This window comes from Halomonas sp. 707B3, assembly GCF_024158645.1.
Lineage (GTDB): Bacteria > Pseudomonadota > Gammaproteobacteria > Pseudomonadales > Halomonadaceae > Vreelandella > Vreelandella lionensis.
This window is the reverse complement of record NZ_JAMZBE010000088.1, coordinates 1-14,718: the sequence shown is the minus strand read 5'-3', so window position 1 is coordinate 14,718 and position 14,718 is coordinate 1. Positions and strand designations below refer to the sequence as shown.

Below are 14,718 nucleotides of genomic sequence, written 5' to 3'. Positions count from 1 at the left end.
GCGGTAACCGTGATTGCCAGCGGCCGCCAGCCGCAGGTAATTACTCGGGTAATGAATGGTGAAGCGCTCGGCACGCTGCTGCGTCCTGATCAAGCCCCTATGGCAGCGCGCAAGCGCTGGCTAGCGGGTCAGCTTCAGGTGCGCGGTACGCTGGTGCTGGATGCGGGCGCGGTCAACGTGCTGCGTGGTAAAGGCTCTAGCCTGCTGGCCGTTGGCGTGCGTGACGTGCAGGGCAGTTTTAAGCGCGGCGACATGGTGCTGTGTGTGGATGAGCAGGGCACTCGCGTGGCCAAGGGCTTGGTCAACTACGGGGCCGACGAAGCTCGCCAGCTAGCGGGCCAGCCAAGCCACCAAATTGAAGCCATCCTTGGTTACGTGGAAGCCCACGAACTGATCCACCGCGACAACTTGGTAGTGGTTTAAACGGCGGGTTAGCCACGCCGCTTAGGCGGTAGCGGTACCTGGCGCGGCCAATCATTGGGTACCACCATCAGCCGCGTTAGCGGTCTCTCCTGGCCACTATTTTCCTGGCAACTCTTTTCCCAGTAGTTCTCTTCCCAGCAGTTCTCTCCTCCCTTCGGGTCGTACAGCATCACTTGCTGCGGCCCGTAGCGGTTGACCTGTGCCATCACGGCCTCCATCCGCTCATTGGCGTTGCCAAACGCGTCGAGCGATGGCGGCGCTAACCAGTGGGGCTTTGCTAGCCACGCGACCTGTAGCGCCGTGCTGTAGCGTTCGGCCACGCTGGGCCAAGCGTGTTGATGGCACCACCACCCCCGCCGATGCTCGGCCGTTGCCCCGACAGGTGGTGGCAAATTGGCCTGCCATGGATAAAACAGTACGCCGGGCATGGCAAGCTGCTGGGTCAGCAGGTTGCTTAGCGTGGTCGCTTCGCCCGTATCTCTGGGCGTTAACCAGTGAGCAATATTCGCCTGCGCCGCTCGAGTACGGGAGAGCGGTAGCTGATGATGGAGCAGATGACTGCACTTCAAGGCCAAACTGTCCAAGCCGCCAGGGCCAATCCAGCGGCTTTGGCTAGTGGCCTCTTCTGGCCCCTCGGTTAGGCCAAGATAGAACTTAATCGCCACTTCTAAATGAATGGGGGAGGGGAGGTCCCGCGTGCGGTAGAGCATGTCCAGCTCTCCCAAAGTGTTGCGGCACTGGGTGATGCGTAGGTTGTTGGCCAGTAGGCGAGTATTAGGGGCGTTATCCAGTAACAGCTGCCACAGCCGTTCATGGTAGTGGCCCATGCGCGTGGCCAGCTTGCCATCCAGGGCCTGCACCCTGGGTAGCAGGGTGTCGAGCCACTTATGCTGCTCCTCTGCCAAGCCCAGCGCGGAACGTGTGGGGCGGCCTGGGTAATCGCCAAGGGTCACCAAATCTGGTGTGACGATGAGCCACGCCATATCGCGCAGCACCGCGTGGTGAATTCCATCGCTGACACCTTCGGCGGAGGTTGTCACAAGTCTCTCCTATCAATCGGCTCGATATACGACTGAGTTAGCCGCCTGCTGCTACGCTAAACACATTACCTCGCGATGCCAATAAAATCCCCAAGATACACATAAAGGAGTGTTGCATGGGCAGTGCCAAGTCGAAAAAGCAAAAGTCTAAAGCGAAGAAATCCTCGGCGAAAATGTCCGCCACCAATGCGCCGCAGCAGCTAACCCCCGAAACGGGCGCCGCTCTGTTCGAAGATGCCCGCTCGAGGCTTGAAGCGGTCTTCAGCGCGCTGGCGATTCATCCCGATGCCCAGGCCCGGTTGATGCAGCCCAGTCTCTCGCTGCAAGTGAGTGTGCCGGTGCGCATGGACGACGGCAGTTTGAAGGCGTTTCCCGCGTGGCGTGTGCAGTACGACACCAGCCTAGGCCCGGCCAAGGGGGGAGTGCGCTTTCACCCCGATGTGAATCAGCATGAAGTGACCACCTTGAGCTTTTGGATGGCGGTGAAGTGTGCCGTGGTAGGTTTGCCCTATGGCGGCGGCAAAGGGGGCGTGCAGGTGGATGCCAAGGCGCTTTCTTCGTTAGAGCGTGAGCGCTTGGCGCGGGGCTATATTCGTGCGATTGCCGACATCATGGGCCCTGACCGAGATATTCCTGCCCCCGACGTCAACACCGATGCCACTGTGATGGGCTGGATGATTGATGAGTACGAACATATTCTGCGCGCCCAGGCACCGGCGGCTATTACCGGTAAGCCGCTGTCGCTTGGCGGCTCACCGGGGCGTGTAGAAGCGACCGGACGTGGGGCGCTGACCGTCTTGGATTTTTGGGCAGAGCGTGAAGAGCGCAAGCCGGAAGAGACCACGCTGGCGGTGCAGGGGTTCGGCAATGCGGCCTACCATTTCGCTCGCTTGGCAAGCCAGCGCGGCTATCGAGTAGTGGCGGTCTCGGATTCCAGCGGAGCCATTTATGACGCCGATGGCATAGATGTAGACGCTGCTAAAAAAGATAAAACCCAACAGGGCAAGCTTGCCAAAAGTCAGCAAGGCAAAGCGCTATCCGGCGATGACTTGCTCGCGTTAGAGGTCGATGTGCTGGTTCTGGCCGCGCTGGAAAATCAGCTGCACAGCGACAACGTGGGCGATGTGAAGGCAGGCGCAGTGCTCGAAATTGCCAACGGACCGCTCACCAGCGATGCGGATGCGGCGTTGGAAAAACGCGGCGTGCCCGTGCTGCCTGACGTGTTGGCGAATACCGGTGGCGTTATCGTGAGTTACTTTGAGTGGCTGCAAAACCGCTCAGGCGAGAAATGGCAAGAAGGGGAAGTCAATCAGCGCTTGAAGCGTCGGCTCAGCGATGAGGCCAACCGGGTGCTGGTCAGGGCGGAAGAGGAGCGAGTCACCTATCGCCAAGCAGCCTATCGGCAAGGCATCGAGCGAATTGCAGAGGCGATCATGGCCCGGGGCAACTGCCAAGACTGTCGCTAATCAGCGAAGCGACACAACGCAAACGGCGGGCCCGAAGGCCCGCCGTAGGGTGTGTACTAATAGATGCGAGGGTCGCTTAAGCGATTAGTCGCGATCCATCTGGGTAACTTCAAAAGAACCCTGGCGCAGGCTCAGTTCCAGCTCGCGACCGTTTTGCTCGCGGCCTTCAACATCGATGATGCCGCTTTTATCGATATCGATGCTTTCAAATTCAGTCATACCTTCCTGGCTGGCAGCATCAAGCGCTTGGCGGATGTCCTCTTCGCTCATGCCCCAGGCACCGGTAATCAGGCGCTTGCGCTCTTCTTGCAGGCTTTCGCCGTTATCGATGGAGAAATCCACATCGGCGTACCACTCATCGTCTAACCAGCCTTCCACTTCGACACGGCCACGGTCATCAACATTGATCTCTTCGATGTGGCTGAACCCGTAGTCGGCGGCGTAGGTTAGAATGTCATCGATCCGGTCCATCGGCTGAGTGTCTGCTTGGGCGCTACCTGCAGCAGCGGCAAGCAGAAGAGCAGAGGTTGGGATCAGCAGCATTTTTTTCATAGCGTTCATATCAAATTCCTTCTTTGCTTAGTGAATGCATTGCCGGATGATGCCTAACGAAGGTCAGTTAGCGAATGCGACAGGGTATTTATATCACCGGGGTTCTTTCCTTAACCTGACAAAGCCGTTCATCTAGCGTTCATGTTGCCTTTGGCATCCTACTGTTATGAAAATGACGTCTCTTCTCTCTATTAAGCAGCGCTCCTGGCAACGGCTCCCCTATAAGGGCGGGCTGGTATTGGCGCTGGTCCTCGTATTGATGGGTAGCGCGACCGGCGACCAGCACTGGGAAGCTCTGCACAGCGAGGTACGGCGCGGTGATGTGGTGCCGTTGGAGACTATTCTTGACTGGCTCGACGCCCACTACATCGGCGACGTGCTGGAGGTCGAAATCGAGCGCGACGATGGGCTGGTTGAGTATGAAATCAAGCTGCTAGGTCCCCAAGGGCAGGTCGTAGAGTTCGAGTTTGATGGCCAAAGCGGACAGCTCATGCAAATCGAAGGCGTGCGTATTCGCGATATGCAGCGTTAACACAGTTACCTGCGGTGTCTCGTCTTTATTAGGTGTATTCATAAGGGTTTTTTGATGAAGTGTTTACTGGTAGAGGATGACCAGGCGCTTGCCCGTGAGCTGAGTCAAGCGTTGCAAGATGGCGACTGGATCGTCGAGCGGGCAGAGAACGGCCAGGAAGCGGACTTTTTGGTGCGCACAGAAGCGTACGATACGGTCATTTTGGATATTGGCCTGCCCGATGGCGATGGCACTCGCTGGCTCTCTTCCTGGCGGGAGGATGGCATTGATCTGCCGGTACTGATCTTAACGGCCCGTGAACGTTGGGCTGATAAAGCCGCTGGTTTTACCGCGGGTGCCGATGACTACGTGACCAAGCCGTTTGAACCCGCCGAGGTGCTGTTTCGCCTGCGGGCGTTGGTACGCCGCACCCATGGCCATGCGCACCCGGTGCTTAAAGTGGGCGAGCTTAGCCTGGATACTCATACCCAGCATGTCACCTTGGTGGGGCGTCCCGTGAGCTTAACTGCTCAGGAAACCCGCCTATTAAGCTACTTAATGCATGCCGCGCCGCGAGTGGTCAGCCGCAGCGAGCTGTCTGAGCACGTGTACGACCGCGATCACGAGCCCGACTCTAACGTCATTGATGTTCAGGTCAGCCGGTTGCGTCGCAAGCTAGGCGCGTGGCGCATTGCCACACTGCGCGGTCAGGGGTATCGCCTGTTAGCTGATGAACCGAGCGATTCATGAACGCTAATGTGGTCTCTTGGAGTCAGCGCTGGGCCAACCGCTCTATCAATCTACGCCTGCTGTTGGCGGTGCTGCTCATGGTGCTGCTGGCGCTGCCGGTTGCTGGTTGGCTATTGGCCCACCATTACCGCACCGCTGCGGTCAATGCGTTTGATGAACGGCTGGAAGCGACGCTCAATGTGGTGATTGCTGGGGTCACCTACGACCCGCTGAACCAGCAGCTGAACTATGAGCGCGCCCTGGGCGACTCGCGTTTTGACCATGTCTATTCCGGCTGGTATTGGCAAATCACCGATGAGGCGAACCGCTCGGTCGCATCGCGCTCGTTATGGGATCAGCGTTTGCCGGTGCTGGAGAGCGAGCGGGTGACCGCCCGCACGCTCCCGGGCCCGCGTGGTCAGCAGCTGCGCGTCGTTGAACGTGATATTTATTTAGCGCCGTTAGAAGCACCGCTGCACGTGAGCGTGGCCGCGCGGGACGATGATTTACGCGAAAATATTCAGGAATTTCAGCAGATGCTGTGGCTGGGGCTGTTAGGCCTGGGCGCGCTGTTGCTAGGCGTGCTGGCGCTACAAGTGCGTTGGGGGCTCGCGCCGCTGCGGCGCATGAACGCCAACTTACGTGATGTAGAGCAGGGGCGAGCAGAGCAGTTGGATACTCGTTTGCCCGACGAGCTGGCCACACTGGCTACATCCATGAACGCCGTGCTGGCTCGCGACCAGCGGCTCATCGAACGGGGTCGTCACACGGCAGGCAACTTGGCCCATGCCCTAAAAACGCCGATTAGCGTGATGCGGCTGTTGGCCAAGCAGCTACCAGGCGAGAGTCGCGATACCTGGGAGGCCGAGCTGTCGCGTATCGACAGTGCCGTGCGCCACCACTTGGCGCGGGCATCCGCTGCGGGCGAAGGGGTACGCTTTGCTCCGGTGGCTCTCCAAGGCACACTGGCCCCGCTCATCACCGGGCTTGCCCGGCTAGCGCAGCGCCGCCATATTACCCTGCGCCAAACCGTGGATAGCGGCGTGCGGGTGCATATGGACGGTCAGGACCTGCAGGAGATGGTGGGTAATCTACTGGACAACGCCCTGCGCTGGGCCAACAGCGATGTGCATATCCGCCTGCAGGCACAGGGGAACACGCTGCGGTTGGTGGTGGGCGATGACGGCCCCGGTATGACCCCGCAGGAGTGCCAGGCAGCGGTCCAGCGCGGCAAGCGGCTGGATGAACAGCGTTCAGGCAGTGGCTTGGGGTTAGCCATCGTCACCGACCTTGTCACACTTTATCATGGCCAGATGCGCCTACAGCGCGCCGAGTCTGGCGGTTTAGAGGTAGTCATTGAACTGCCTGTGGTCGCTACTTAACGAGCTTAAGAGCGATGCAACACACAGCACAGAGGGTGTGAAATGACACAAATCGCCACGACGTTACCCGACGTACTGGTTGGGCCTTTGCTGCGTCGGCTATCGCCGTCGCGGCTGATTTTATGGCTGGTAGCGACCCGTCCGCTGACCATGCAGCTCGTGCTGAACCCCGAGCAAGAGGAGCAGCAAACCCACGCGTTAGATAACGCCCACCAGTGCGTGGCGATTGGTCGGCATGCTTATATTCACTGTATCGACCTTTCGCTGCCCACCGCGCTGCCCACCGACACCCGCATTGCCTACGACCTGCAGGTACAAAGCACTGACGGCGCGTGGCAGCCCCTGCCGGAGTGGGCGCCGTGGCTATGCCACGATGACTATGACTACCCAGGGTTTGTGTTGGCCTCTCGCCACCACCGTCTGATGCACGGCTCCTGTCGTAAACCCCATCACGATAGCGCCGATGGCTTAGTGCGGGCCGATAACTGGATAGCCGAGCGCCAAGAGTCACCCGCCGAGTGGCCCGCGTGGCTGCTGATGACCGGCGACCAAGTGTATGTGGATGACGTGGCAGGCCCCATGCTGCGGGCGGTTCATGCGCTGATTGCCCGCCTGGGGCTAGTGGATGAACTGCTTGAGGGCGCTACCGTCGATGACAGCCAAGCGCTGTATAACGCCCCGGAAAGCTACTACCACCGGGAAGCGCTGCTGCCGGATGTCACCAGCAACGCGGCGCTGCGTGAGCGCTTTTTTGGCGGCGTAAAAAAGCCGGTATTCACCTCGGCGAACGCCCAGAACCACCTGATGACGCTGGCCGAGATGCTCGCCATGTACTGCCTGGTGTGGTCGCCCGCGCCGTGGCAGGTGATTGCCTATGACGCCCCGGCGTTAGACGAAAAAGAGGCCGAGGCTTACCGGGAAGAGCAGGCGATCATCGAAGCGTTCGTAGAGGGTCTGCCTCAGTGCGCGCGGCTGATGGCCCACGTGCCCAGCCTGATGATTTTTGATGACCACGACGTGACCGACGACTGGAACTTGACCGCCGACTGGGAGCGCTGTGCCTACGGCCACCCGTTCTCAAAGCGTATTATCGGCAACGCGCTGGTGGCGTACCTGCTCTGCCAAGGGTGGGGGAACGCGCCCGATAAACTTAATCCGTTGCTACACCAGGCGATCACCCTGTTTGACGATGTTGGCCCGCTGAACCTTGGCGCCCAGGATGCCTTGATTGAGCGGCTGCTGCGCTTTCAGGGCTGGGAGTTCCAGGTACCAGGCACGCCCGCACTCATCGTGCTGGACACCCGTACGCGCCGCTGGCGCAGCGAGCGCAGCCCCAACCGCCCGTCAGGCTTGATGGATTGGGAGGCGCTGATGGAGATGCAGCAGGCGCTGCTGGGCACTAAAAGCGCGGTGATCGTCTCGCCTGCGCCCATGTTTGGCGTCAAGCTGATCGAAAGTATCCAAAAACTCTTCACCCTGGCGGGCAAACCGCTGGTGGTGGATGCCGAGAACTGGATGGCGCACCGCGGTGCGGCCAACGTGCTGCTGCATATCTGGCGGCACTCCAAAACCCCCGGTAACTACGTGATCCTCTCCGGTGATGTTCACTACTCCTTTGCCTACGATATCGTCGTACGCCGCCAGAAGCGGGCTCCAAAGCTATGGCAAATCACTTCGAGTGGGGTGAAAAATACTTTTCCCAAGCAGTTGCTGAATACCTTCGACCGTTTGAACCGTTGGCTCTACGCGCCGTTATCGCCGCTGAACTGGTTCACCAAGCGGCGCAAGCTTAGCATCTACCCCCGCGACCCAGACCAAGCCAGCGCCGGAGAGCGGCTATGGAACGCCAGCGGCATTGGGCTGGTAAGCCTGGATGAGCAGGGCAACCCGACGGATATTCGCCAGCTCGATGCCAGCGGTGGCGATGTGGTCTTTCCACCGCCCGAGGTGCCAATCGACCCGTAAAGTGATTGTGTTTGTCATGCAAATGTCATGGAAATGACGCACGCTTGCTGCCCTAGAACCTTCCTCATGGAGCGTTACGAAACATAGGGATAGTGGACGTTTGATAGGGCAGCAGGCATATGACCGCACAAGAAGCGCAGTGGCTAAATCAAATTATTGCGGCAGAAGAGCTGCATGTGCTTTTCCAACCGATTGTGGACGCCAATCAGCAGGCCATTTATGGCTATGAAGCGCTGATCCGCGGGCCAAAAACGTCCCCGCTTCACTCCCCTCTGCGGCTATTTGATGTGGCGACCCAGGCTGGCCTGCTGGTTGAACTGGACTTGTTGTGTCGGCGGCTCGCCATTCGCCGCTTTGCCGAGCTTGAGCTGCCGGGGCTGTTGTTTCTCAACGTGATGCCGTTAACCATCGTGGAGCGTGACTTCCGCGAGGGGCTGACGCTGAGCTTTATTCAAGAGAGCGGCCTGCCCCCTGAGCGCGTGGTCATTGAGTTGACCGAGCACGTGCCGATTCACGACTACGAACTGATGCGTCAAGCGGTGGACCACTACCGCGATATGGGCTTTCAGGTGGCGCTGGATGATTTAGGGGCCGGGCACTCCAGCCTGCGCCACTGGTCAGAGCTGCGGCCCGACTTCGTCAAGTTAGATCGCCACTTTATCTCTGGTATTGATCAAGAGCCTGCCAAGCGCGAGTTTCTGCGCTCCATTTTGGATGTGGCGCGTAGTCTGGATTGCCAGCTCATTGCGGAAGGGGTCGAGACGGCTGCCGAGCATCTCTGCCTATGGGAGCTAGACCGCGGGTTGGCACTGCTGCAGGGGTTTTACTTTGCCCGGCCAAGCCTTCAGCCGCCCATGCAGCTCAATACGCTATTACCCGCGACGACCCAGCTAAAAAGCCCGGCAGGGCGCACTGCGCACTCTATTTTGCGCCCCATTGAGAGTGTATCCGCGACTTACTCGGTGCCAATGCTTGCCGAACGCTTTCGCGAAGACCCGCGTCTGCGCTGCGTGGCGGTGATCGAAGGGGGCGTTCCCGTGGCGGTGGTGCGCCGCAATACATTTCTGACCCTGTTCACCAATCAGTACAGCCACGCGCTGTACGCCAAACGCTGCGTACTGGAGATCGCCGATCCTAAAATGATCGTGGCGGAGGCGGATCTCTCCCTGGAGGCGCTGAGTCAGCAGCTCACCGACAGCCGCGATATCGAGCAGGAAGATTTCGTCATCGTCGATGGCGATGGTCAGTACCTAGGGATGGGTAATATCGTCGACCTGCTGCGAGAAATTACCGCGATTCAAGTGCGCCAAGCGCGCCATGCCAATCCGCTCACCGGGCTGCCCGGCAATATTCTGATCAACGAAACCTTGTCTTCGTATTTATCCCAAGGCAGCGGCTTTGCGGCGGCCTACGTGGATTTGGATAATTTCAAGGCGTTTAACGACGCTTACGGCTATGCCCGCGGCGACCACGTGATCATCTCACTGTCCCGATTGCTGCAGGCTCAGGTGGAGAGTGCCGGCGGCTTTATCGGCCATATCGGCGGCGACGATTTCATGATGCTGCTACCGCTGGGGCATTGGGAAAGCGTGTGCAGGCAGATTCTGCACTCCTTTGAAGTCATGGCCCCTGGCTTTTATGAGGAGGGCGACCGTCTGCAGGGGGGGATTTCCATCGAAAGCCGCCAGGGCGGCGTGACGTTCTTCCCCTTCGTCAGCGTCTCGATTGCCGTCAAGCCGATTACTGATCCCGCCCCCTGCAAGGCGTTGGATATTGCTGCGCAGCTCTCGGAGCTGAAGCATCAGGCCAAGAAAATCGCGGGCAATAGCCTGTTCGTGGAGCGGCGCGGCTGCTGCGTGGGCGGCGGCTGCTAAGTCGTCACGGATTCGTCACCTAGGCGTCATGAGAGTGTCCCGAGGCTGTCACATCGGCTCGCCACTATGGCGTTAACACTTCTTAACTCGCTTAGGTGATGCATGCATACTCTCTCTTTCTCTCGTACGCTGTTGAGCGCCGCCGTAGCTGGCACGTTTGCACTGGCAGCGGTCACTGCCTCTGCTGATCTCTCTTCGCGCTACGTGGATAACGACGGCGACATGATCGCCGATGTGCCCAGCGATGAGTCACAGTGGGTTGACCCGGATACGCTGGTATTCGCTTACACGCCGGTAGAAGACCCGGCCGTGTATGCCGACGTTTGGGCGGGTTTCCTGGATCACCTGAGCGACGCTACCGGTAAAAACGTCCAGTTCTTCCCGGTGCAGTCTAACGCTGCCCAACAGGAAGCGCTGCGCGCCGGTCGTCTTCACGTGGCGGGCTTCAACACGGGCGGTGTGCCGGTGGCGGTCAACTGCGGTGGCTTCCGCCCCTTCGCCATGATGGCTGCTGAAGACGGTAGCTTCGGCTACGAGATGGAAATCATCACCTACCCCGATAGCGGCATTGAGTCGGTGGAAGACCTAGCCGGTCGTCAGCTGGCCTTCACCTCCGAAACGTCCAACTCCGGTTTCCGCGCGCCTTCCGCGCTGCTGCGCTCTGAGTACGGCCTGGAAGCGGGCGAAGATTTCGAGACAGCCTTCTCTGGCTCTCACGACAACTCCATCCTGGGTGTGGTGAACAAAGATTACGACGCGGCCGCCATTGCCAACTCTGTCGCCAAGCGCATGCTGTCACGCGATGTGGTGAGCGAAGGCGATTACAACGTCATCTACACCTCGGAAACCTTTCCCACCACGGCCTATGGCCTGGCGAACAATCTGAATCCTGAGCTTGCCGAGCAGATTCAGGACGCGTTCTTCAGCTACGACTGGGAAGGCAGCGCGCTGGAAGCCGAGTTTGCCAACTCCGGTGAAGCTCAGTTCATTCCGATCACCTACCAAGAGAACTGGTCAGTGATCCGTACCATCGCCGATGCTAACGGTGTGACGTACGACTGCGACTAATCCATCGGTTGGTCCATGATTTTCTCGGCCAGGAGGGCGACCTCCTGGCCGAGCCGCTATGTAGCCATTAGAGAAGTGCTTGTGAACGCAAGCACGGACGCATAAGAGACTGAGGCACCCTCCATGTTGACACTCACCGGCGTTGGCAAACGTTACCCTACCGGCGACCGCGCGCTGACCGATATCCAGCTCTCGCTGCCGAAAGGGCAGGTTATGGCCCTCATTGGTCCGTCTGGTGCGGGAAAGAGCACGTTGATTCGCTGCGTGAACCGCTTGGTAGAACCCACTCAAGGCAGCATTCGCCTGGAAGACGTGGAGCTGACGAAACTCTCTGGCAGCCGCCTGCGCCATGCCCGCCGCTCCATGGGGATGATTTTCCAAGAGTACGCCCTGGTGGACCGCCTGAGCGTGATGGAGAACGTGCTCTCTGGCCAGCTGGGCTATGTAGGTTTCTGGCGCAGCTTTTTACGCCGCTACCCGCAGGAAGCCGTGGCAGAAGCGTTTCGCTTGCTTGAGCGTGTAGGCCTGCCCCACGCGATTGATAAGCGCGCCGATGCGCTCTCTGGTGGTCAGCGCCAGCGGGTGGGCATTGCCCGAGCGCTGCTGCAAAGCCCCAAACTGCTGCTGGTGGATGAACCCACCGCGAGCCTGGACCCTAAAACCTCTCGCCAAATCATGCGCTTGATTCGCGAGCTGTGCGCCGAGCGCGAGCTGGCCGCCATCATTAACATTCACGATGTGGCGTTGGCCCAGCAGTTTGCTGATCGCATCGTCGGGCTGCGTGCCGGGGAGATCGTTTTCGACGGTAAGCCCAGCGATCTGACCAGCGAGATGCTGACCACCATTTACGGCGAAGAGGATTGGGACACCACCCCTGAGCCTGCCGATGACGACGATGAGGAGAGCAGCGGCGCTACGTCTCACGTTGCGTCGCCGCAGGCAGCCACAGCACCACATGCGCCGCGCCAGAACCGCTTAGCGAGTGGAGGCGCGCAATGAGCACGACGGACGCTCAAGTCCGCCAGCAGGCCGCCCGCCAAGGCCAGTGGCGGCGACTGCCGCTGATAGAGAGCCGCCGCCTGCGTTGGGCGCTAGCGCTGGGTGGCGTGGTGTACCTGATGCTGGCGCTGGCATCGGTGGAAGTGAACTGGGCGCGGGTGGCGGAAGGTGCCGGGCGTGCGCTGAACTTTCTCGGCGCGTTTTTGCAGCCGGACTTCGTCAGCCGTCAAAACGATATTCTGGCGGGGTTGATGGAAAGCCTGACCATGACGCTGACCTCGACGGTGATCGGCGTTCTGCTGGCCATCCCGGTGGGGCTAGGGGCTGCGCGCAATATCGCCCCCTTGCCCATCTACGCGGTATGTCGGGCCATCATCGCCGTCTCGCGTACCTTTCAAGAGGTGATCATTGCCATTCTGTTCGTGGTGATGTTCGGCTTTGGCCCCTTTGCGGGCATGCTCACGCTGGCCTTTGCCACCATCGGCTTTATGGCCAAGCTGCTGGCAGAAGATATCGAAGACCTCGACTGGAAACAGGTGGAAGCCGTGCGCGCCACCGGGGCGAGCTGGTGGCAAACCATGAACCACGCCGTGCAGCCTCAGGTGATGCCGCGATTGATCGGGCTCTCCATGTACCGGCTGGATATCAATTTCCGCGAGTCGTCGGTGATCGGCATTGTCGGGGCGGGGGGGATTGGCGCGACGCTCAACACCTCGCTCAGCCGCTACGAGTACGGCACCTCGGCCGCCATTCTGCTGATCATCATCGCCATTGTGCTGATGAGTGAGTACGCCTCCAGCCATGTGCGTCGCTGGACGCAGTAGCGCGCCGTCGCACGCTTGTTGCCAACCCTTTACGTAAAGCCTGAAGGCAAAAGGAATCCTCCATGCCGGTGTCAACTTCCTCAAACGGTGTGCCACAGTGGCAGCGGCGCACCACCCGCGCCCAGTGGCTGCAGTACCTCGCTTGGCTGGCGGGCGTTAGCCTGTTCTTACTCTGCTGGAAAGTGATCTCTGACAACACCATGTGGGTGTTTGTGGAAGACGCTGGCCGCCAGGGTAGCGACCTGATTAGCCGTATGATGCCGCCCCGCTGGGAGTACGCCAGCGAGCTTTGGAAACCCATGTGGGACACGCTCAATATCGCCACCTTGGGTACCGCGCTGGGCATTATGATGGCGTTTCCGGTGGCGTTTTTAGCCGCGCGTAACACCACGCCGCATCCGCTCGTACGCAGCTTAGCGCTGACCATCATCGTCTCGTCGCGTTCGATCAACTCGCTGATTTGGGCCATGCTGCTGGTGACCATTCTTGGCCCCGGCGTGCTGGCGGGTATTATCGCCATCGCGCTGCGCTCGATTGGCTTTGTGGGCAAGCTGCTTTACGAGGCCATCGAGGAGATTCACCCCACGCCGGTGGAAGCCATCAGCGCCACGGGGGCCAGCCGCCTGCAGGTCATGAGCTATGGCGTGCTGCCGCAAATCATGCCCGCCTTTGCGGGGATCAGCGTGTACCGCTGGGATATCAATATTCGCGAATCGACGGTGCTGGGGCTGGTGGGCGCAGGTGGCATAGGCCTGCAGCTGAACGCCTCGATCAACAGCCTAGCGTGGAATCAGGTCAGCGTTATCTTCGCGTTGATTTTCGCCACGGTACTGGTGTCGGAATGGGTCTCGGCTCGCGTTCGTCACGCCATTATTTAACCTGTCCGTGAAGGGGATAACCGCTATGCGCTTTGCCAATGCCGAGATCACAACGATTGACCTGATGCGCCACGGTGAACCGCAGGGTGGGCGAATGCTACGGGGCAGTACCGACCATCCGCTTAGTGATTCGGGCTGGCAGCAGGTGACCGACGCAGTGATGCGCCATACGGTGGATGGACGGCCACCCTATGATGCCATCGTTAGCTCGCCGCTGGCCCGCTGCCGTGAGTTCGCGCTTTGGTTAGGGGAGGAGTTCGACCTGCCGGTGCAGGTGGACGACGACCTAGCCGAGCTGCACCTGGGCGAGTGGGAGGGGAAAACCTATGCGCAGGTATACGCGCAGGAAGGCACTGAGCAAATGAGCGCCTTCTGGTACGACCCCGCCCGCGCCGCACCGCCCCGTGGTGAAACCCTCGCCGAGCTGGATGCCCGCGTTAGCGAAGTGTGGCGGCGGCTGCTGGCGAATCCTCCCGGTCATCATGTGCTGGTGGTGGCCCATCTGTTCGTATGCAATGCGCTGCTGCGCCAAGTGCTGGAACAGCCGCTCAGTAATGGCTTAGTGATGGATTTACCCTATGCGGCGATGAGCCGCCTGCGCCACGAGCGCCATGCGCTAGGCGAGAGCACGTTTATCGAGTGGATAGGCCGTTAACGGCGAGTGATGGAGTAGCGGGTGAACGGCGCTTAGGCCATGATAAGAGGCACTATGCCTAGGTTGTCTTGGAGCTTTTTCATGCCGTTAACCCGCCTCTCTCCGCTGTTGACGCTCTTCGCTCTGCTGCTATTAGCAGGATGTGCCAGTAAAGAGGTCGCCATGACCCCCGCGCCCAGCCCGCAAGCAGGCATCTCGATGGAGCGCGCGTTAATTCTCTCCCATGCGCAGCAGGCGATTGGTACTCCCTACCGCTTTGGCGGCAACTCTCCTGATGGCCTGGACTGCTCAGGCTTAGTTGAAATGACCTACCGTGCGGCGGGTATCCGCGTGCCACGCACCGCCGATGGTC

At 59.8% G+C, this 14,718-nt stretch carries 15 protein-coding genes; 13 read left to right on the top strand and 2 right to left on the bottom strand.

Annotated elements, in window-relative coordinates:
- The coding region (locus BIS10_RS12260) for a PUA domain-containing protein (RefSeq protein WP_392567177.1) at nt 1-423 on the top strand (423 nt) is incomplete at its 5' end.
- A gap of 8 nt (nt 424-431) precedes the next feature.
- Here BIS10_RS12260 and BIS10_RS12255 read toward each other — a convergent pair.
- Nucleotides 432-1,463 carry a DUF1853 family protein gene (locus tag BIS10_RS12255; protein ID WP_392567176.1) on the bottom strand — a complete coding sequence of 344 codons (1,032 nt, stop codon included), beginning with the start codon at nt 1,461-1,463 and terminating at the stop codon, nt 432-434.
- A 116-nt stretch (nt 1,464-1,579) separates the two neighbouring features.
- Between BIS10_RS12255 and BIS10_RS12250 the strand changes: the two genes are divergently transcribed.
- Entirely contained in the window at nt 1,580-2,929 is a 1,350-nt protein-coding gene (locus BIS10_RS12250) for a Glu/Leu/Phe/Val dehydrogenase (RefSeq protein WP_301282042.1), read from the top strand.
- A gap of 84 nt (nt 2,930-3,013) precedes the next feature.
- Here the strand turns inward: BIS10_RS12250 and BIS10_RS12245 are convergent, their stop codons facing one another.
- Entirely contained in the window at nt 3,014-3,490 is a 477-nt protein-coding gene (locus tag BIS10_RS12245) for a PepSY domain-containing protein (RefSeq protein WP_253505624.1), read from the bottom strand.
- Between the two features lie 157 nt (nt 3,491-3,647).
- Between BIS10_RS12245 and BIS10_RS12240 the strand changes: the two genes are divergently transcribed.
- The 11 genes from BIS10_RS12240 to BIS10_RS12190 form a co-directional block, all read left to right on the top strand.
- Nucleotides 3,648-4,013 carry a PepSY domain-containing protein gene (locus BIS10_RS12240; RefSeq protein ID WP_392567175.1) on the top strand — a complete coding sequence of 122 codons (366 nt, stop codon included), beginning with the start codon at nt 3,648-3,650 and terminating at the stop codon, nt 4,011-4,013.
- A gap of 54 nt (nt 4,014-4,067) precedes the next feature.
- A complete protein-coding gene (locus BIS10_RS12235; RefSeq protein ID WP_253505622.1) occupies nt 4,068-4,742 on the top strand; it encodes a response regulator transcription factor in 675 nt (224 codons plus the stop codon).
- Nucleotides 4,739-6,103 carry a HAMP domain-containing sensor histidine kinase gene (locus tag BIS10_RS12230; RefSeq protein ID WP_253505620.1) on the top strand — a complete coding sequence of 455 codons (1,365 nt, stop codon included), beginning with the start codon at nt 4,739-4,741 and terminating at the stop codon, nt 6,101-6,103. The genes BIS10_RS12235 and BIS10_RS12230 overlap by 4 nt, the downstream gene beginning before the upstream one ends.
- Nucleotides 6,104-6,145: 42 nt before the next feature.
- Nucleotides 6,146-8,068 (top strand): alkaline phosphatase D family protein, encoded by a 1,923-nt coding sequence (locus tag BIS10_RS12225; RefSeq protein ID WP_253505618.1) that lies wholly within the window; start codon nt 6,146-6,148, stop codon nt 8,066-8,068.
- A 119-nt stretch (nt 8,069-8,187) separates the two neighbouring features.
- Entirely contained in the window at nt 8,188-9,942 is a 1,755-nt protein-coding gene (locus BIS10_RS12220; RefSeq protein ID WP_253505616.1) for a bifunctional diguanylate cyclase/phosphodiesterase, read from the top strand.
- Nucleotides 9,943-10,044: 102 nt separating this feature from the next.
- Nucleotides 10,045-11,010, top strand: coding sequence for a phosphate/phosphite/phosphonate ABC transporter substrate-binding protein (gene phnD / locus BIS10_RS12215; protein WP_253505615.1), 966 nt, complete (start codon nt 10,045-10,047; stop codon nt 11,008-11,010).
- A gap of 123 nt (nt 11,011-11,133) precedes the next feature.
- Nucleotides 11,134-12,009, top strand: a complete 876-nt coding sequence (gene phnC, locus BIS10_RS12210) for a phosphonate ABC transporter ATP-binding protein (protein ID WP_253505613.1) — start codon at nt 11,134-11,136, stop codon at nt 12,007-12,009.
- Entirely contained in the window at nt 12,006-12,833 is an 828-nt protein-coding gene (gene phnE / locus BIS10_RS12205) for a phosphonate ABC transporter, permease protein PhnE (RefSeq protein ID WP_253505611.1), read from the top strand. The genes phnC and phnE (BIS10_RS12205) overlap by 4 nt, the downstream gene beginning before the upstream one ends.
- A 62-nt stretch (nt 12,834-12,895) precedes the next feature.
- Nucleotides 12,896-13,711, top strand: a complete 816-nt coding sequence (phnE, locus tag BIS10_RS12200) for a phosphonate ABC transporter, permease protein PhnE (protein WP_253505609.1) — start codon at nt 12,896-12,898, stop codon at nt 13,709-13,711.
- 25 nt (nt 13,712-13,736) lie between these two features.
- Nucleotides 13,737-14,366, top strand: coding sequence for a histidine phosphatase family protein (locus BIS10_RS12195; protein WP_083023391.1), 630 nt, complete (start codon nt 13,737-13,739; stop codon nt 14,364-14,366).
- A gap of 81 nt (nt 14,367-14,447) precedes the next feature.
- Nucleotides 14,448-14,718, top strand: a 271-nt coding sequence (locus BIS10_RS12190) for a C40 family peptidase (RefSeq protein ID WP_253505607.1), incomplete at its 3' end; no start/stop codon positions are given.

Bases quoted from the DNA above. Each gene is read 5' to 3' on its own strand.
- BIS10_RS12250 (WP_301282042.1), top strand. From the start codon at position 1,580: ATGGGCAGTGCCAAGTCGAAAAAGCAAAAGTCTAAAGCGAAGAAATCC.
- BIS10_RS12245 (WP_253505624.1), bottom strand. From the start codon at position 3,490: ATGAACGCTATGAAAAAAATGCTGCTGATCCCAACCTCTGCTCTTCTG.
- BIS10_RS12240 (WP_392567175.1), top strand. From the start codon at position 3,648: ATGAAAATGACGTCTCTTCTCTCTATTAAGCAGCGCTCCTGGCAACGG.
- BIS10_RS12235 (WP_253505622.1), top strand. From the start codon at position 4,068: ATGAAGTGTTTACTGGTAGAGGATGACCAGGCGCTTGCCCGTGAGCTG.
- BIS10_RS12230 (WP_253505620.1), top strand. From the start codon at position 4,739: ATGAACGCTAATGTGGTCTCTTGGAGTCAGCGCTGGGCCAACCGCTCT.
- BIS10_RS12225 (WP_253505618.1), top strand. From the start codon at position 6,146: ATGACACAAATCGCCACGACGTTACCCGACGTACTGGTTGGGCCTTTG.
- BIS10_RS12220 (WP_253505616.1), top strand. From the start codon at position 8,188: ATGACCGCACAAGAAGCGCAGTGGCTAAATCAAATTATTGCGGCAGAA.
- phnD (WP_253505615.1), top strand. From the start codon at position 10,045: ATGCATACTCTCTCTTTCTCTCGTACGCTGTTGAGCGCCGCCGTAGCT.
- phnC (WP_253505613.1), top strand. From the start codon at position 11,134: ATGTTGACACTCACCGGCGTTGGCAAACGTTACCCTACCGGCGACCGC.
- phnE (WP_253505611.1), top strand. From the start codon at position 12,006: ATGAGCACGACGGACGCTCAAGTCCGCCAGCAGGCCGCCCGCCAAGGC.
- phnE (WP_253505609.1), top strand. From the start codon at position 12,896: ATGCCGGTGTCAACTTCCTCAAACGGTGTGCCACAGTGGCAGCGGCGC.
- BIS10_RS12195 (WP_083023391.1), top strand. From the start codon at position 13,737: ATGCGCTTTGCCAATGCCGAGATCACAACGATTGACCTGATGCGCCAC.